Consider the following 16,421-nt stretch of genomic DNA (forward strand, 5'->3'; position numbering starts at 1 on the left):
GGTCGCCCGTCGCTGCCGTCGTCCAGCCATAGCCGCGCTTCTCGAGGGACTCCTTGAGCTCGAAAGCGGTCTGCTCCGCCCAAACCGGCAGAGTGACTTTGCGAGCGGTCACCTGCAGCAGCGCCAGCCCCAGCCGTCGTCCTGTTCAGCATTATCGTGCCGGGATCGACCTCGGCCAGGTGGCGAGGAAGACCCACGCTGGCACGGCGAAACCCGGCGTCTGACAGAGAGTTCCGGAGAGGTTGCTCTCAATTCTGTGCATGCGTCTAAATGCCGTCGCCCGATACGGATTGAATTACCGCACTCGCTAAGTATAACCGCAGCCGGGTGATCGCCGCATAAAGCGGCGACAGGTCTTAGCGATGGTCGGGCCGCCACGCGGAGCATGCGTGCCCAGTGACCGACAGCCCGATTCTGAACGAACTTCCCCGAGCCCAGCGCCTTGCCGATCGGGCCTTCGATTCCCTCCAGCGTTTTCTCCATGTGGAGGCAGTGAGCGGCGCCGTGCTGCTGATTGTCGCGGCCGCCGCACTCGTCTGGGCAAACTCTCCGTTCGCCCAGGGCTATCACGCCTTCTGGGAACTTCAGCTAACGGTCGGCCTTGGGACGCTGAACTTTTCCAAGTCGCTGCACTTCCTGGTCAACGACGGTCTCATGACCATCTTCTTCCTCGTCGTCGGGATGGAGATCCGGCGCGAGGCTTCGGAAGGCGGGTTGAGCAGAGTGGACCAAGCCGTCCTGCCCCTGATCGCGGCGACCGGAGGGGTCCTAGTGCCGGCGCTTATTTATCTTGGCTTCAACGCAGATCCGGAGAGGGGGCAGGGATGGGCCGTGCCTACTGCAACCGACATCGCGTTCGCTCTCGGTGTCCTTGCTCTGCTCGGGCGAAAGATCCCGCGCAACGTGCGCGTCTTCCTGCTCGCTTTGGCCATCATCGACGACGTCATCGCGGTGGCGGTGATCGCTGGATTCTACAGCGCCGACCTTCAGGTCGAGGGCTTCGCCATCTCGTCGATCGGCGTCCTCGCGGTCTTAGGATTCCAGCGGATCGGGATCGGTTCGGCGCCTCTTTATGTGTTTCCTGGCTTCCTGGTCTGGATCGGGTTTGCCGTAGCAGGAATTCATCCGACCCTTGCCGGCGTGCTGCTGGGGCTGATGACGCCCCCGCGCGCCCTTCCGATGCGAGAACCTCCACTGCAAGTGTTGTCGCGTGTCTTGAGGCAGCTGCGAAGGGGAGATGCTGCGGAGGCGGGCGGTCCGCGCCATCTGGCCCGGCCGTTGCGGGATCTCCGCCATGCTCATCGCGAGATGTTGCCGCCGGTGTCGCGGGTGCAGATGGTGCTGCATCCGTGGGTCGCTTATGGCGTCATGCCGATTTTTGCGCTGGCGAATGCCGGCGTCGGCTTGGTCGGCACCGACCTGTCAGGCGGCCGCCTTTCCATCGTGGCCGGCACGGCGCTCGCCTTGATCGCAGGAAAGCCGCTCGGCGTGGTCGGCGCGACTTGGGCCGCCGTGCAGCTGAGTTGGTGTCGCCTTCCTCCCGAAGTGACCTGGAGCGGCGTTTGCCTGGTCGGACTGCTGGCGGGAATCGGATTCACCATGTCGATCTTCATTTCGATGCTCGCCTTCCCCGAGCAGGAATCACTGATTGCGGCCAAACTGGGCGTGCTCCTGGGTTCGCTGGGTGCGGGCTGCCTCGGGCTGGGCTGGGGCGTCGCGTTCTTTCGTCACCGTTGAAAGCGTCTCTCATGGCATTCAAAGCTCCGCACGTATCCTTCGTCTCGTTCGCCGTCGACGTCTTGCCGGCGGGGATCACTCACGTGATGATCATCGAGACCGGTCTACACCTCAATCCGAAGCATCCCTCCTACGACCGCGCCGCCGTGGACAATCTGATTTCGGCGGCTCGGACCTACATCAACAGCCACGTAGAGGGCTCGGCATCGATCAGGCTCGTTTCGACGCGAAGCGGCGAGATCTAGCTATCTAGACTAGCTTCGCTCGCGAGTGCGGAGACCTGCAGCACGCCTGCGGGACGTTCTTTCAGGCGCCTCAATCGCATCTGGGCACCGGCCGTCTGCGGCGGCATTTAGCGCTGAATTCTTCCCTGAGAGCGTCCGAGCTAATCCGGAGGGGCCCTATCCCGCCAGTCTTGACGATCGAGCGCCAGCGCCAGAAGACCCGCTGCGATCTTGACCGGCGTGTCCGGCTCCGAGGGACGTTCGTCCCGGTCGAACGCGAGGCCGATGACGGCGCTTTGGCCTTCGGGCGTCCTCACGGGCCAGAAATCAAATCGCGAGGTGAGGTTCGGATAGACGCCGCTGGGCGCGGCGGATCCAGTCTCCAGCGACGAAAGTGCCGCGTCCAGTTCGGCCTCCTTCGGAGCTAGGTTGCCAACTCGCTTGATGGACGCCACGCTGCCCTGCCTGACAAGCATCACGACCGCCGGAACTTGGAAAAGCGCAGCCAGAGCCTGGGACGAGATCGCGAGGATCGCGTCGACGCCGTCGGCCGCTGCGACGTCCCGGCTGTAGCCCTGCAGAACCGTCGCCTGCCGCCTCAGCAGCGCCGCTTCGGTCGCTCTCCGCCCTGAGGTAAACGCGACGCCACTCGTGATAAGACCGACCACGAACAGCAGCCCGATCGCCCAGACGTTCGCGGGGTCGTCGACGGTCAGCGAGTAGCGAGGTTCAGTGAGGAAGAAGTTGAAGGCCAAAGCGCCGAGTATCGCCGAGCAAAGCGAAGGACCCAAGCCGAGACCGACGCCCGCGACGATCACTGGGATGACGAATATCATGGAGACGTTGGGAATGGACACTTGGCTGTCGACGATCACTGCCACTCCCGTCGCGACGGCCGTCATCGCGATTGAGCCAGGATAGCGCGCCCACGCCGACAGAGCATCGGCATCAGTCGCCGTAGTGATGCCCGCCTGCAGCTTCGATTCGAGATCACTCATCGGTTCTGCTCCCGCAGGCACCCGAAGCCGCGCTTGCCAGGGCGGTAGGTGCTTTCGCTGCCGTGGTGACTATGAGTCCCCGGCAAAATCGGCCGCACGGCATATAGAATCCATGGTGCAAGGCGTGCGGTATTATAGGAATCTCATAAGAGCCGATTTTCGCGCCTGGCCGTCCGCATGAGGTCGTTTTGGCGAACCTGGATCCGCCGAGCGTATTCCCACGCAACGGGAGGGCCTCCGGAAGCAGCAGCGAGCCGAGAGGCGCAAACGGTCGCGGCAATCAAGACTACGTTGGGCATTCCGGGCAGGTATCGCCGATCGAACCCGAGGCCTTGAGCGCTGTAGCCACGGCATCCTCCGGGCATACCGCGGGCTGAGTATCGAGCCTGCCGATAGCGAAGGCGAACTCGCGGGCGTGCGGCTCGGCGGGGGCGGCCGGACGCTGCCCGACCGGGCCGCGCGCGGCCGCGCATTGCTGATTACGCCTCCGGCCCGTCCTCCGGAGATGCTCGATTGATCCTGAATTAGCCTGCCATGCTTTTCATGCGTCAGACACAGGTGACTTCTGTCTCAACTGGCTTCAGAGGACCTTTTGGATCTCGCGCGCGACTGGCTCTGGAAGGCGGCGGCCAGCCAGGCATTCTCGCCGCCCAGCCGATTGGCGAGCTCGCGGAGCGGCAGCTCGATGACGTCGATCATTGACAGCCCGGCGGCCTCGCAAACCTTCCAGATTTCGCCGGTGATTGGGGCGATCGGGACGACCGGACAGCCCCGCGCAGCCTTCAGGAGGTCGTCGTAGATGCGCCGTTCGTCGGGGCCCTCGATGAAGCGGAAGTTTCCGGCGCGGCGATTGAGCACCAGCGCCACATCCAGGCCCGGCGTGATCGTTCGGGTTTGCTCGATGAGCTCTCCTGCCTGGCGCATCCTGTCCGACAGGGCTGGTGCTCAACACCATCGTACGGCCGCGCATCCCGACGTCGGCGAGGCGGTCGTCGAACCGGGTCGCGGCGTAGATCTTGGCGCGATGCGCGCTGAGCCGCCGCTCCAGTCGACGATCACAGTGGGCTGCTCTTCGTCCTGCGCCGCCCTTTCCACCGCCTCGTACAAGGGCCGCAGCACGGCGGCCTCACCGCCCGGCAAGCGGGCGGCATCGGCGAAGTTTTCTGACGCGATATGGATATCGGTGAGGGGGGAGCGGACCGCTTTCGACTCGATGCGGACCACCACGACCTTGTGACCGAGCTGACGAAGCAAGAGTGCCTGGAAGTTTGCGAGCATCGTCTTGCCCACGTGGCTCGCGGTCGAAATGAACTCATTGTAGCGGTAGAACAGGGCGAAGCGAGCGAGCGGGGCATCGACGTTGGGGGCGTCGTGGACGGGCATTTCGTCGTCGGGCATTTAGTCCTCCTGGGTGGGGTCGATCAACATCAGCCGCGCATGGCCGGCGCGGCGGATCTCGGGACCATCGTGGTGACGAGACAGCACCTCCCCGATAGTCGTCAGCGCGAGCGGCTCCAGAGCAACGGACACCCGCGGCGGCGCGGACGCCGCCGTGCTGTCGAAGCTGTTCGCCTCGACGTCAAAGACGGGCCGGTGCTGCGCGGGGCGCGGGGCAGAGGCTGGCGCCGCCGCGGAGCGCTTTGGGCGTGCTCGTTTCTGGGCCTTGACCGGGTTCTCGGTCCCGGCTTGGAACTTGCTAAGTTCGTCAGCCTTGACCGCCCGGCTGAACGCCGACGACACCGTGCCGACGGTCAGCGGCTCGCCGTCGGGACCCGAGATGCCATGCAAGGCAGCAGCATGGACAGTACGGTATGGTCAGCATGAAGCTCTTTACGGAACCAGACGAGCAGAGGCAGATGCCGGTCGACGATCATTTGGGTCGTAACCTTGCCGAGCAGGCCGCGCCCGGACGAGCGCATGCGCTTCAGCTCGTCCTGAATCTCGGCGGGCATCGCTTCGAACGCAATCTTGAGTTCCTCCACGTCATGCCAGGCTCCCCACAAGACGCGCCCCGGGCGCACGGCGCCGGGCGGAGCTTGTCGAGAGAAGCCGGGGAGAGGGATGCTGATTTGCCTGCAATCTGCCGCAGCACCGTCCGGGATCGTCAAGTTCTGAAAGACCGAATATCGTGCAGTCCCGCTCAGTGGCGGAGAGCGTCTTTGGTGGTGAAAGGGCCGGTACGTTCGGGAGGCAGGAGGCGCCAGCTGCGTCAGCAGATGAGCGGCCATCAAGCGAGCAAGCGGCGTGAGGCCCAATTCTCCGACGGCATCATCGACGAGGCAAGCTGGCTCGCCTAGATCCGAGTCGAGCGCTCGCTCTGGAGGGCGGAGAGACATTTCAGTTTCCACAAATTCGATTCAAACGTCGCGACGCGGTACAAGCGAAACGCTACCGAATTTGCGGAAGCCATCGCCACAGCTCCGCAGGAATTTTTTCCGACACCTCGGGATAAAATGCAACCGCTAAAAATGAGCCGAGATTACTTTTCTGTTTCGATGGGAAGCTAAAGAGTTTTCGCGTCAACAATTTTTGCAGCAAGGAGGCCGACTCCCCGCTTCCGACGAACTCAGCTTACTTGATGGCTCCCCCCGTGATACCCGCGATGAAGCGATCGAGAAAGAGATTGTAAGCGATAGCCACCGGCACCGCGGCGATCAGGGCACCCGCCATGATCTCACCCCAGAAGAACACGTCTCCGCGGATCAAGTCGGTCGAGACGCCCAACGTGATCGGCTTTTGGTCGGATGACGAGACGAAGGTCAGCGCGTAGACAAACTCCTGAAGCGTCAGGGTGAACGTAAAGATCACCACCGTCAAAATTGCCGGCACCGACAGCGGGATCGCCATCTTGATGAAGGCGCCGAAAAGACTGCAGCCGTCGACGATTGCGGCTTCCTCGATCTCGACCGGCAGCGCCTTGAAGAATCCCATCAACAGCCAGGAGCAGAATGGGATCGTGAACGTCGGGTAGACCAACACCAGCGACCACATCGAGTTTTGCAGACCGAGGACGGCGATGATCCGCGACAGCGGCAGGAACAGTAGGGTTGGAGGGACCAAGTAGGTTAGGAAGATCATGATGCCGAGAGCTTCGCCCTTTCTGCTGGTCATGCGGGCAAGGCTGTATCCGGCCGGAACCGCGGTGACCAGTGTGATCGCGGTGACGCAGAGGCCGATGACCAGCGAATTCAGCAGCCAGCGCGTGAACAAGGTCTGCTCGAACAGGTATTTGATGTGCTCGAGCGTCGGCGGCTCGTTGAACCAGAAGGGGGTGTTGGTGATGTCGTAAAGGTCGCTGTTCTGCTTGAAAGCCGTGATCACCATCCAATAGAACGGAAACGCAGCCAGGATCACGAAGAATGTGACGCCTAGGAAGAAACCAGTTTCGCGGATCGAGCGAGAAACGGGGGACGACATGTCAGATCTCCCGGCGACGAATGAAGCGCAGCATGAAGATCACCACGACGAGCAGCACCGGCAGCATGAACAGCGAGATAGCCGCACCGTGGGACACGTCGCCGGAGACGATGCCGGTCTGAAAGCCCGCAAATCCCAGCACCGAGGTCGCGCCGCCGGGACCGCCCATGGTCAGCAAAAACACGATGGAAAGATCGGTGAACGTGAACACGATGCCGAAGATCAGGCCGATGGCCATGATCGGTAGGATCATCGGCAGGATGATCTGGTAGTTGCGGCGCCAGAAGCCCGCACCATCGACCGTTGCCGCGTCGATCACGTCCTGCGGAACCGCGGTGATGCCGGCGAGGAAGATCACGATCGCAAATGGAAAGAAGCGCCAGGCGTTGATGATGACAATGCACAGCATCGCAAGGTAGGGATCGCCGAGCCAGTTCGGCGCATCTTCGCGCGTCAGGAAGCCAGCCGCAATAAGGCTCCAGTTGATCACGCTGTAGAGCGAATCGAACATCCATTGCCAGGCGATCGTGGCGAGCGCGACCGGCACCGCAAAGGGCAGGATGATCAATGCCCGCACGATCTTGCGGCCCCGAAAGGGTCGCAACAGCAGGAAGGCGCCGAACTTTCCGAGCACGAGGCCGAGCAGTTGCGACCCGAACGTGAAGATGAAGGTATTGCCCAAGGTTTCGATGAACGTCGGATTTTGCAGGATCTGTTCGAAATTGGCCAGGCCAACGAACCTCCAGGTCGGGTCGTAGATCGTGTAGGCGCTGACCGAGTAATAGATCGCAAGCAGCAGCGGAAGACCGACTAGCAGCAAGACGTACAGGACCGCCGGCGCGACCAAAATCGCTTCCAGCACTTCGCGACGGTCGAGAACGAAGTGAAAGCGTGAAACTGGCTTCGCAATGGGCTCTGCAATGACGGCCATCGGCGATTGCTCTGGTTCAGTGGCGAGTACTGCGATTGCCGCTGGCGTCGAAATGACGCAAGGCGCCGTTTTTCACCGCGAACGGATGCCATTCCCCGGGATGAATGCTTGCTTCGGCGACGTGGGCCGGCGGCAACTTCGCCGTGATTGGTTGGCTTGAATCGAAATCAGCGATCACACCGTAAACGATGCGCTCGGACCCGAGATATTCGGAGCGGTCGACGCGAAACGAGAATTCGGTCGCGCCGCCATCTTCAATCATGTTCCTGGGCAGGAAATTCTCCGGCCTGAAACCCAAATAGCCGCCGCCGTTGTGCGTCACGACGTTCATCGGCGGCGCGCCGACAAAGGTCGCGACGAAAAGGTCGGCGGGATCCTCGTAGATTTCGGTTGGCGTTCCCACCTGCCGGATACGTCCATGATCGATGACCGCGATGCGGTCGCCCATCCCCATGGCTTCGACCTGATCGTGGGTCACATAGACGGTGGTGAGGCCGACGCTCTGCTGAAAATTCTTGATTTCCTGCCGAGCCAGGGTGCGCAGTTTGGCGTCGAGGTTGGACAGCGGCTCATCGAGCAGAAGCGCCGTCGGTTCGCGAACAAGCGCGCGGGCAAGGGCAACGCGCTGGCGCTCGCCGCCCGAGAGCTGGCGCGGCCGTCGGTCGAGAAGATGGCCGATGTCGAGCAACCGCGAGGCCCAATCGACCTTCTTCCGGATTTCCTCGCCGGGCACGCGCTGCGTCCGCAACGGAAAGGCGATGTTGTTGCGGACGGTGTAATGCGGATAGAGGCCGTAGCTCTGAAACATCATCGCAACACCGCGCGCGCGTGGCGGGATGTCGTTGACGAGGCTGCCCCCGATCAGGAGATCGCCGCTCGTCTGTTGCTCGAGGCCGCAGATGATGCGCAGAAACGTCGTCTTGCCGCAGCCCGAGGGGCCGAGCAGCACCATGAATTCGCCATCCGGCACCGCAAGCGAAATGCCGTTGACGGCGGGGACCTCACCAAATTTCTTGACAATGTCCCTCGCCAGTACCGCTGCCATCGGACCTCCTGAGATTAACGCACGTCGCTGCGCAGTCCGGCTTCAGGTTTTCCCGTGCCACTTTGTGAAGATCGCCTCAGCCTGCTGATGCGCCCATTTCACCGAATCCTCGGCGGACATCTGTCCGGTTGCCGCTTTCGACATCATGTCGCAGATGACGAAGTCGTTGTAGACTTCGTCGACGGCGGGCCAGGACGGCCCCGGATATCCCGGCGAAGCCGACCACTGCTCGGACTCCTGGAGTACGGCAAGCTTCTCATTCGGCGCCGAGGTCGGATCGTTCGAGAGAATCGGCATCGGCTTCGGCACGAGGTTGGCGAAGCAGGGATTGTTGTACCCTTCGCTCGCCTTGAACGCTTCAGGCCAATGGTCGGCGTAGTATTTGAGGAATTCGATTGCGCCATCCTTGTTTTTGGCGAACTTCCAGATGCCGTAGAACTCGGAGGCGCCGCCCATGATCTGGCGCACAGGTCCCTTCGGCGGAGCCATCACGAAGGTGTCGTCGGCGCCTTTCTTGTTTGCCTTCTGGAAGGTCCGGTAGGCCGAAATCGGATTGATGATCAGCGAGCCGATGCCCGAAACGAGATATCGGTTGTTGCTGGAGTCGTCCCACGACAGCACTTCCGTCGTCATCGCCTCCTTGTACAGCGCGGTGACGTACTTGACGGCTTCGACCGTCTCCTTGCTGTTGAGCACGACGCTCTTGCCATCGGCATCCTGAAGCGCACCGCCAAAGCTCCACAGCAGGCCGCGCCAGGTCGTGTTCGGGTCGTTGCTGTGCCCGAGCGAAATGCCGACCGGATGGCCTTTGGCCTTCAGCTTGGCGCCGCCGGACCGCACGTTGTCCCACGTGTCCGGCTTCATACCGATCTCGTCCCACATGCTCTTGCGGTACATGACGGGGAAATTGATGTAGAAATCGGGGAACGCAGACCAGGTCTTGTCGTCCTGGTTGTAGCCGATCTGCCGCCCGATCGTGCTGACCTTGCCGTATTTCTTCTCGGTCGCCTCGACGAGGCTCGTCACGTCGACCAGGAATTTGCGGTAGAGATGCGCCCCGCCTGCGCCGTTCCAGCCGAACAGATCGTGACCCGATTGTGCGGAAGCCTCGGCTGCCGCGCGGGCGGCGACGTTGCCGACCGGGATGTGATCGACGGTGACCTCGACCTGATTTTTCTGTCCCCAGTCCTTTGCGAACGCATCGAACCATTTGTCATACTCCGGGACAAAATGGCTCCACTGCACGATGGAGAGGGATTTGGTGTCGGCCAGCGCGCGGGAAATGAACGGCGCGGAAACGGACGGCACCGAAGCGGCGGCAAAGGTAAGACCGGTCTGTTGCAGGAAACGGCGTCGTGTGACGCGCAAATACTTGCCCGTTGGCATCTGGACTCCCTCCTGTGTGTGCGTCGCCAGTTGGAGAAGGCTTATCCAGAGAGGGATGAGTCTAGCTCTACTCTGGGATCGTTGTTTTTCAAATCCACTATAATCCTACGGCGCCAGCGGTCTTTCCAAATTGGCTCGATTGGTACGTTGCCGTACAACCTTTGGCATCAAAGACTGCATTGCGCTGGCTTTGACAAGGCCGTGATCTCATAACCAGTGGTCGCTGACCGCTACCTGTGTTGCCACCCCGCTGCGGCAGCGAGTGCAGTGAGTACGGTTGTTTTTCATGCACGAAGCTGCCGCTCCAGGTCGATTGCTTGATCTGCATTATAGGCTCGCTTGAGCAACGAGTTTCGCTCATCGCCGGGTGGTTTTCGCTGCGCCCGGTTCCGCATGTCTTCAGCGAATTGCAGGAGCCGTGTTTCGAGCGAGTCAGTTTGCTTGAACCGCCTCCGCTTCTTTCCCATAGCGTGTCCCTTCTGCTGATGGGAAAGGTTTTAAGCTCTTAGCTAGATGGTTGCAGACACATAGGTTAAACCCTGAGATAGACCTTTGGACGAAACGCCTGAAGCGTACCTTTTGGGACATCAGACAGGTGTCTTACGTCGGAGTACGATACATTGGTTTTGATTGCTGTTAGATTCCGCGCATCATCAGCATCGGGAGGCCGGCTAAGCCGGCCCAGAATCACCGCCAAGGGCGAGCCGTGCTGGAAGTCATGGAAGCCCGGTCGGGGACGCCCGAACCAATCGAAGCGGTCTCAATCGATCACGAAGCGGCACCCGAAATAGCGACCGTTCCTCCGCTCCGGCTGCCTGCCGACCGTGCCAAGCGAAGGCGCGAACGACGGGAACGCCGCGAGGCACGTGAACGAGCCAGAGCAAGCGGCTCCTGAGTTGACATCGTGGCCAAAGAAAAGCCGCCAGCTGTGCGTGGCGGCTTGTAGTCCCGGACCGTCAATTGCCTCCCCAGCCCCAAGCGTACCGCCGTTACCTTGTTTGCGGCCATGCCGGACCCGAGTACTTGATCGCGCCCAAGCAATCGAGTTGTGCACCGGGCTCTTCAGCGCGCTGTGTCCCGGACCCGACTGGTCCGCCGACCCGGAGACGCTCAGCCCCTGCATCTGAACCGAAGGCGCGTTTCTTTCGACGAGGGCTCCCGCCAGTAAGGCGTGCTCAGAAGCATTGAGGAGGAGGCAGGCCTCCGGCGCTGGCACGCGAAGCTAGGTGGTGGCCTCCAAAGAATCGAGCCGCTTACGGAGAAATGCCAGGACTATGATCTCGTCAGACGAGAGCTTGGCATACTGGCGCTTGAATTTCTGCGCGATCTTGGCTTCGATCATCTTCACGAGGTCGCCGGACATATAGGCGTTCAGGATCTCCGGATGTACGTAGCATTTGCGGCAGATCGCTGGTGTATTACCGAGCTGCTTCGAGACGCTCTCGATCGCGGCGACGACGTTGCGCTTCGCCTCGGCCTGGCTGTCATACTTCAATGCTTGCCCGACTTGCCCGTGAAGTCGAACCGAAGGACGCCGCGGCCGACAGCGACGTGCTTGCGGCGCATGGTGGTAAGCCCATATACTCGGCGTTGCCGACCCTGATCAATGTCTTCTCCAGAAGACTGACTATCGTGGCCAGCACCTTCTCGCGAGGCAATCCGTCCCGCTTCATGTCGGCGGCGACCCGCTCGCGAAGTGCGGGCAGCGCGGCAGCAAACTGGACGATATGCTCATACTTGTTCTGATCGCGCAGCTCGCGCCATTTCGCTTGGTAGCGGTACTGTTTGCGGCCCCGCGCATCGAGCCCGGTCGCCTGGATATGGCCGTTGGGCGAGGGGCAGATCCACACAGATTCGTAGGCCGGCGGGATGCCGATGGAGTCGATGCGCCGGATGATGGCGGAGTCGGTGATGCGCTTTCCGTCCTTGTCGTAATAGCTGAAGGTGGTTCCGGTCCGCTTGCGCGTGTAGCCGGGAGCGGAGTCGCTGACGTATCGAAGCCCTTCTTCCGCAATGGTGGCCGCTACCTCGGCGGTGCGGTCCAGGATCAGTTCTTCGTTGCTGGTCTGTCGGAGCGTGGGCCTGTCCCTCGGAAGCGCCGCTGGGATTCGAGGCTCCGCCAGTTGTAAAGGATGAAGACACCGGTTGGTTCCGCCCGCCGGGCCGTAGGTGCGAGTTGTAAATTCCGTGGCTGTGCAGATCATATGGGAGCCGGGCCGGTTCCTTTCGATCAGGCGCCGCAGAATTGGGGAGCGCGGCATGGTCTAACTTCAGACAATCGCCACAAATTTTGCCGACATGCTCCCAAAAGCCAGTCTTCGCGAGGGCCCATATGTCCCAATATTCACTCGATATGTTGCGTCAGCGCTATGTCGTCGAGAAAAGACCACTGAAGGCCGGCGTGGAGCAGATCTTGCGGGCCGACACCCGCGCGGGAGCCCGTGCCATCTTGGCTTCAATCGATAAGCGCCGCTTCGAAAACAGGTCCGAGGGGCAGCGCCTCCGCAAGATGCTCCGCTTCGAGACCTCTCTCTGGGAGAACGGCCTTCATGCTGTGGCGGGCGTGGACGAGGCCGGAATGAGCCCTCTCGCCGGGCCGGTCTCCGCTGGCGCCGTGATTCTCAAGCCCGGTACGCGGATCATCGGAATCGATGATTCGAAAAAGCTCGACGCCGGAGCCCGCGAAGAACTCGCGAAAGAGATCAAGGAAAAGGCAGAGAGTTGGTGCGTGGCGTTCGTTGACGTCGAGGAGATCGACGCGATTAACATTTATTGGGCAGGCATCCAGGCTATGCAGCGTGCCGTCCGGGGCCTTGGCTTGACGCCGCAGCGCTTGCTGATCGATGCGAAGCGGTTGAAGGAAATCGATATCCCTCAGCAGGCCATCATTAAGGGCGACGCCAAGTCCGCCAGCATCGCCGCCGCCTCCATTCTCGCGAAAGTGGAGCGCGACACCGTCATGCGGGCGCTCGACGTGCGTTACCCCGGCTACGGATTTGCGGATCACAAGGGTTACCCTGTGCCGGCTCATTACGATGCGCTTGCTCGGCTTGGCGCATGCGCAGCCCACCGGAAGTCGTTTGGACCTGTACGCAAGGCTCTCGGGTTACCGCCGCTGCCGCCATGGCCCTCTGCATCCGAGCGCGAAGCAGTTTGAACCACATCAGCTTGTACGCTGCGTCTTAGCGTTGTTTTCGCGACCAAGTTCTTTCGCGAACGACATCTTTGGCTTTCTTGTCGGACCGCAGGCCGAGATAGACCGGCTGGCGCAGCTCGCCCTTGCTGGTCCACTCCGCAAACTTCACTTCCGCGACCAGGGAAGGGCGCACCCAGGTCGTGACCCGCTCATCCTTCACCTTGGCAGGGAAGGGCGACTTGGCTGTCTTGAGCCTCATGAGCTTCCCGTGAAGCTCTTCGAGAACCTGATGGCTGAAACCGGTGCCGACGTGGCCGACGTACCGCCATGCATCATCTTCCCGCACCGCCAGCACGAGCGCGCCGAAGAAGGGACGGGTTCGCCGCGGGGCCGTGAAGCCGGCGATCACCACCTCCTGCCGCTGCGCGGTCTTCACCTTCAGCCAGTCGGCGGACCGCCGTCCGGACACGTACGGGCTATCGGCGCGCTTCGCGATGATGCCTTCGAGATGTCTCCGCTCGGCTTCTGCGAAGAACTGCGTTCCCTTAGCCTTACGATGGTTGCTGAACGCGATCAGCTTGTGGCGCGGCAGAATGGCCTTGAGCCGCTTCTTGCGCTCAAGGAGCGGCAGCGCGCGCAGGTCCTCGCCGTCTGCGAACATGAGGTCGAACGCGCAGTACAAAAGCTTTGCCTCGTGCCGCAGGGCGTTTTGAAGCAACTGGAAATGGGATACGCCGTCCTTCCCGATCGCGATGAGTTCGCCGTCGATCACGGCGTCCGCCTTCACCCCCTCCAGTGCCTTCGCGACTTCGATGTAGGAGTGGCTGATGATCTTTCCGTTGCGGCTGTAGAGCGCGACCCGACCACGCCGTATTTCCGCGACCATGCGGAAACCATCGAATTTGTCTTCGAAGACCCAGTTGGGATCGTCGAACGGTGAATCCGTCAGCGTGGCCAGCATGGGCTGCAGGCGAAGAGGCAGGGTCGATTTTCGGGCCACGGCCGGGTCTTTCTATAATGCTGGCAAGGCTCGAAGGGGGGAGGACGGAAGGCGAATCCGTGCGGCATCGCCCGCCGCGACCGGTCCGCCGGCCCGAACCACGCCCAGCACCCCTGATTTGAATGGAGGGCCCGTTTCCGCCGACGAGAGCACCTGCCGTTTCAGGCCAGGCCGGAAGCGGTCGATCAGGACACAGGGCGTCCGGAGACCGGTCAGCTCGACGAGGGCGGTGGGCCCCACTTCGATCAGGGTGCCGAGCGGCATCCGCTCCAAATCCAGGCCGGCGGTGGTGATGTTCTCACCAAGGTCTCCCGCTGCGATTGAGAAGCCAGCTTTGCCGAGGTTCAGGAACAGTTCGGATGGGATCAGGTGGACCTGCCGGAGATTGGGTAGGCGGGGTCTGCGGCGGACCAGATAGCGATGCTGGACGAAAGGGCCGGCGTGGGCGTCGCCTTCGATGCCGTGGCCTGCCACCAAGACTATGCGCTCCTGGACCTGTTTGCTGAAGTGGTGCCCGCGATTGGCGGCGACCGCCACCACCTTTCCCTCGAGCGAGAGATGATGCGCCTCCGGCATCAGGCTGCCCGGGAGAGCGGGCGTCGCTTCTGGCGGAGGTAGCGCGTGATCTCCGGCAGCCTCATCGCGTTGAGCACCCGGTCCGCTGGCACGCCGCCCTTGCGCGCCATCTCGACACCCCAGTGCATGTGGTCGAGTTCCGGAATCGAGTGCGCGTCCGGATTGATGCTGATCATGCAGCCGAGTTTGAGGGCCGCCTGGTGCCAACGCCAATCCAGGTCGAGCCGCCACGGGTGAGCGTTGATCTCGACGACGACGTCATGCTTGGCGCAGGCCCGAAGCACCTTCTCAATGTCGATTTCGTAACCTGGCCGGCGCTGGAGCTGCCGACCGGTCATGTGGCCGATGATCGTGGTGCGAGGATTGGCGATGGCACGTAGCAGGCGCCGCGTTTGCGCCTTGCGGTCTAGCTTGAAGCGGCCGTGGATGCTGGCAACCACGAAGTCGAAGCGCTCCAGCACGTCATCCGGATAGTCGAGCGAGCCATCGGCCAGGATATCGGACTCGATGCCCTTGAGGATCCGGAAATCCTTGCCGAACCGCTTGTTCAAGCGATCGGCTTCCCGGTGCTGCTCGGTGATCTCCTCGACCGATAGTCCGCCGGCGTAGTGGGCGGACTTCGAATGATCGGCGACGCCGAAATATTCGAAACCGCGCTGGCGCGTGGCCTTGGCCATTGTCTCCAAGGTCTCGGTCCCGTCCGAGGCGTCGGTGTGGCAGTGAAGGATTCCACGAAGGTCCTGATCGTTGACCAGCTTCGGCAGCTTGCCCCTCAGGGCAAGCTCGACCTCGCCGCGACCCTCCCGAAGCTCCGGCTCGATGAACGGCAGCCCGAGAGCGCGGTAGATGTCGGTCTCTTCGCCGGCGATTAGGGTGCGCCCCTTGTGCAAGCCGTCGGCATCCAAACGAAATCCTTTCTCCGCGGCCAGCGCCTGAAGTTGATCGATGTGGCCCGCGGAGCCGGTGGCGAAGAGAAGCGCGGCGCCGAAGTGTTTTCGATCGGAGATGCGGACTTGTAATCCATCCGCCGCCGGCGCCTTCGAGGTCTTCGCCGCTTTTGGTGCTTCCGCAACGATCGCGAGATCGTCGACGAGCTCGCAGCCGCGGCGGAAGTCGCCAGCGATCGTCACGCGCTCGAGCTCGGGGCGGGACTTGCGGATCGAGTCCCTGGCGTGCGCGAGCAGCGCGGCGGCGCGATGAAGGTGAAGGCGGCCTTCGCCGCTCTTGGCCATCGCCAGGTTCTGCAGGATCTTGGTCTGCAGCGCGGCGCCGAGCCCTTTGGCTTTTTTGATCCGGTCCTCCTTGGCGGCGGTTTCCAGTTCGGCGAGGGAGCCGATGCCCAGATCTTTGTAGAGCCGCAGCACCTTCTCTGGACGAAGGCTAGGCACGGTCAGCATTTCCAGGACGCCGGCCGGCACTTCCTTGCGAAGTTTCTCCAGGCTCGGATGGCTTCCGGTCCGGTGCAATTTGGCGATGATGTCCGCGATCGCATCACCGACGCCCGGGATCTCCGTGAGCCGGCCTTCTTCGATCATGACGTGGAGCGGAATTGCGAGGGCGGCGAGACTGTCCGACGCGCGGGAATACGCCTTGGCACGGTACGGATTGCCTCCGCGCAACGCGGTTCGCTGCGCGTATTCTCGTAGGAGCTTGACCACAGTTTGGGTGTCAGCGGCCGGCACTCAACGCTCCTCCTCTTGCGGCCTATCCTTCCGAGGGGTTTGTACGTGCGCCATCAATCGAGACGGAGTTGTTGCGTCCGCGACGCCTTCGCACGTCCACCGGCTGGTCGACCGCGACGCCATCACTCGAGCGACTTCTCGAGCTTCTGCGCGGCCCGAAACTCGTCTAGATGCTGTAGGTTCGGTCCGTATGCGGCCTCCTTGGTGAGCAGGTGATACACTCTACCTACCATCATCTGCAGGTTCTTCATTCTTCCGCGACGCATTCTTCGAGCCTTGCAAAGGGCCC

Annotated in this window: 17 protein-coding genes; 3 read left to right on the top strand and 14 right to left on the bottom strand. The window is 62.0% G+C overall.

The window, feature by feature from the left end:
• Positions 1–396: 396 nt before the first annotated feature.
• Both nhaA and ACNJX9_RS16980 read left to right on the top strand, forming a co-directional pair.
• Entirely contained in the window at positions 397–1,737 is a 1,341-nt protein-coding gene (nhaA, locus tag ACNJX9_RS16975) for a Na+/H+ antiporter NhaA (RefSeq protein ID WP_439409611.1), read from the top strand.
• Positions 1,738–1,748: 11 nt separating this feature from the next.
• The gene (locus tag ACNJX9_RS16980; RefSeq protein ID WP_439409612.1) at positions 1,749–1,982 is read left to right on the top strand and encodes a hypothetical protein; all 234 of its coding nucleotides are present in this window, start codon (positions 1,749–1,751) and stop codon (positions 1,980–1,982) included.
• Between the two features lie 140 nt (positions 1,983–2,122).
• On the opposite strand, the gene ACNJX9_RS16985 is transcribed toward ACNJX9_RS16980, so the two are convergent.
• The 11 genes from ACNJX9_RS16985 to ACNJX9_RS17035 form a co-directional block, all read right to left on the bottom strand.
• Positions 2,123–2,959 (bottom strand): DUF4118 domain-containing protein, encoded by an 837-nt coding sequence (locus tag ACNJX9_RS16985; protein WP_439409613.1) that lies wholly within the window; start codon positions 2,957–2,959, stop codon positions 2,123–2,125.
• A 570-nt stretch (positions 2,960–3,529) separates the two neighbouring features.
• Entirely contained in the window at positions 3,530–3,883 is a 354-nt protein-coding gene (locus ACNJX9_RS16990) for a hypothetical protein (RefSeq protein WP_439409615.1), read from the bottom strand.
• Between the two features lie 21 nt (positions 3,884–3,904).
• Positions 3,905–4,357: a hypothetical protein gene (locus ACNJX9_RS16995; RefSeq protein WP_439409616.1), complete on the bottom strand. Its 453-nt coding sequence runs from the start codon at positions 4,355–4,357 to the stop codon at positions 3,905–3,907.
• Positions 4,358–4,747 (bottom strand): hypothetical protein, encoded by a 390-nt coding sequence (locus tag ACNJX9_RS17000; RefSeq protein ID WP_439409617.1) that lies wholly within the window; start codon positions 4,745–4,747, stop codon positions 4,358–4,360. It lies immediately after the preceding gene.
• Positions 4,711–4,941 (bottom strand): hypothetical protein, encoded by a 231-nt coding sequence (locus ACNJX9_RS17005; protein WP_439409618.1) that lies wholly within the window; start codon positions 4,939–4,941, stop codon positions 4,711–4,713. Before ACNJX9_RS17005 ends, ACNJX9_RS17000 begins: the two co-directional genes overlap by 37 nt.
• 589 nt (positions 4,942–5,530) lie before the next feature.
• Positions 5,531–6,376 (bottom strand): carbohydrate ABC transporter permease, encoded by an 846-nt coding sequence (locus ACNJX9_RS17010; protein ID WP_439409619.1) that lies wholly within the window; start codon positions 6,374–6,376, stop codon positions 5,531–5,533.
• Position 6,377: 1 nt separating this feature from the next.
• Entirely contained in the window at positions 6,378–7,307 is a 930-nt protein-coding gene (locus ACNJX9_RS17015) for a carbohydrate ABC transporter permease (protein WP_439409620.1), read from the bottom strand.
• Positions 7,308–7,323: 16 nt separating this feature from the next.
• A complete protein-coding gene (locus tag ACNJX9_RS17020; protein WP_439409621.1) occupies positions 7,324–8,352 on the bottom strand; it encodes an ABC transporter ATP-binding protein in 1,029 nt (342 codons plus the stop codon).
• A 42-nt stretch (positions 8,353–8,394) separates the two neighbouring features.
• Positions 8,395–9,738: an extracellular solute-binding protein gene (locus ACNJX9_RS17025; protein ID WP_439409622.1), complete on the bottom strand. Its 1,344-nt coding sequence runs from the start codon at positions 9,736–9,738 to the stop codon at positions 8,395–8,397.
• 1,222 nt (positions 9,739–10,960) lie between these two features.
• Positions 10,961–11,233, bottom strand: a complete 273-nt coding sequence (locus tag ACNJX9_RS17030; protein WP_439409623.1) for a hypothetical protein — start codon at positions 11,231–11,233, stop codon at positions 10,961–10,963.
• Entirely contained in the window at positions 11,223–11,999 is a 777-nt protein-coding gene (locus ACNJX9_RS17035) for a hypothetical protein (RefSeq protein WP_439409624.1), read from the bottom strand. The genes ACNJX9_RS17030 and ACNJX9_RS17035 overlap by 11 nt, the downstream gene beginning before the upstream one ends.
• A gap of 71 nt (positions 12,000–12,070) precedes the next feature.
• On the opposite strand from ACNJX9_RS17035, the gene ACNJX9_RS17040 reads away from it, so the two are divergent.
• Complete coding sequence (locus tag ACNJX9_RS17040; RefSeq protein WP_439409625.1) at positions 12,071–12,895, top strand: ribonuclease HII; 825 nt, start codon at positions 12,071–12,073, stop codon at positions 12,893–12,895.
• A 25-nt stretch (positions 12,896–12,920) separates the two neighbouring features.
• Here the strand turns inward: ACNJX9_RS17040 and ligD are convergent, their stop codons facing one another.
• Genes ligD through ACNJX9_RS17055 form a run of 3 tightly spaced genes read right to left on the bottom strand, consistent with a single transcriptional unit; the run spans position 12,921 to position 16,132 of the window.
• Positions 12,921–13,874: a non-homologous end-joining DNA ligase gene (gene ligD, locus ACNJX9_RS17045; RefSeq protein ID WP_439409626.1), complete on the bottom strand. Its 954-nt coding sequence runs from the start codon at positions 13,872–13,874 to the stop codon at positions 12,921–12,923.
• Between the two features lie 12 nt (positions 13,875–13,886).
• Positions 13,887–14,450 (bottom strand): MOSC domain-containing protein, encoded by a 564-nt coding sequence (locus ACNJX9_RS17050; RefSeq protein WP_439409627.1) that lies wholly within the window; start codon positions 14,448–14,450, stop codon positions 13,887–13,889.
• Positions 14,450–16,132, bottom strand: a complete 1,683-nt coding sequence (locus ACNJX9_RS17055) for a PHP domain-containing protein (protein ID WP_439409628.1) — start codon at positions 16,130–16,132, stop codon at positions 14,450–14,452. The genes ACNJX9_RS17050 and ACNJX9_RS17055 overlap by 1 nt, the downstream gene beginning before the upstream one ends.
• Positions 16,133–16,421: the final 289 nt, after the last annotated feature.

It is taken from the genome of Bradyrhizobium sp. BLXBL-03 (assembly GCF_051853015.1).
GTDB lineage: Bacteria > Pseudomonadota > Alphaproteobacteria > Rhizobiales > Xanthobacteraceae > Bradyrhizobium > Bradyrhizobium manausense.

Excerpts from the sequence above, each read along its gene's own strand:
- ACNJX9_RS16980 (WP_439409612.1), top strand. The coding sequence starts at position 1,749 with ATGGCATTCAAAGCTCCGCACGTATCCTTCGTCTCGTTCGCCGTCGAC.
- ACNJX9_RS16985 (WP_439409613.1), bottom strand. The coding sequence starts at position 2,959 with ATGAGTGATCTCGAATCGAAGCTGCAGGCGGGCATCACTACGGCGACT.
- ACNJX9_RS16990 (WP_439409615.1), bottom strand. The coding sequence starts at position 3,883 with ATGCGCCAGGCAGGAGAGCTCATCGAGCAAACCCGAACGATCACGCCG.
- ACNJX9_RS16995 (WP_439409616.1), bottom strand. The coding sequence starts at position 4,357 with ATGCCCGACGACGAAATGCCCGTCCACGACGCCCCCAACGTCGATGCC.
- ACNJX9_RS17010 (WP_439409619.1), bottom strand. The coding sequence starts at position 6,376 with ATGTCGTCCCCCGTTTCTCGCTCGATCCGCGAAACTGGTTTCTTCCTA.
- ACNJX9_RS17015 (WP_439409620.1), bottom strand. The coding sequence starts at position 7,307 with ATGGCCGTCATTGCAGAGCCCATTGCGAAGCCAGTTTCACGCTTTCAC.
- ACNJX9_RS17020 (WP_439409621.1), bottom strand. The coding sequence starts at position 8,352 with ATGGCAGCGGTACTGGCGAGGGACATTGTCAAGAAATTTGGTGAGGTC.
- ACNJX9_RS17025 (WP_439409622.1), bottom strand. The coding sequence starts at position 9,738 with ATGCCAACGGGCAAGTATTTGCGCGTCACACGACGCCGTTTCCTGCAA.
- ACNJX9_RS17035 (WP_439409624.1), bottom strand. The coding sequence starts at position 11,999 with ATGCCGCGCTCCCCAATTCTGCGGCGCCTGATCGAAAGGAACCGGCCC.
- ACNJX9_RS17040 (WP_439409625.1), top strand. The coding sequence starts at position 12,071 with ATGTCCCAATATTCACTCGATATGTTGCGTCAGCGCTATGTCGTCGAG.
- ACNJX9_RS17050 (WP_439409627.1), bottom strand. The coding sequence starts at position 14,450 with ATGCCGGAGGCGCATCATCTCTCGCTCGAGGGAAAGGTGGTGGCGGTC.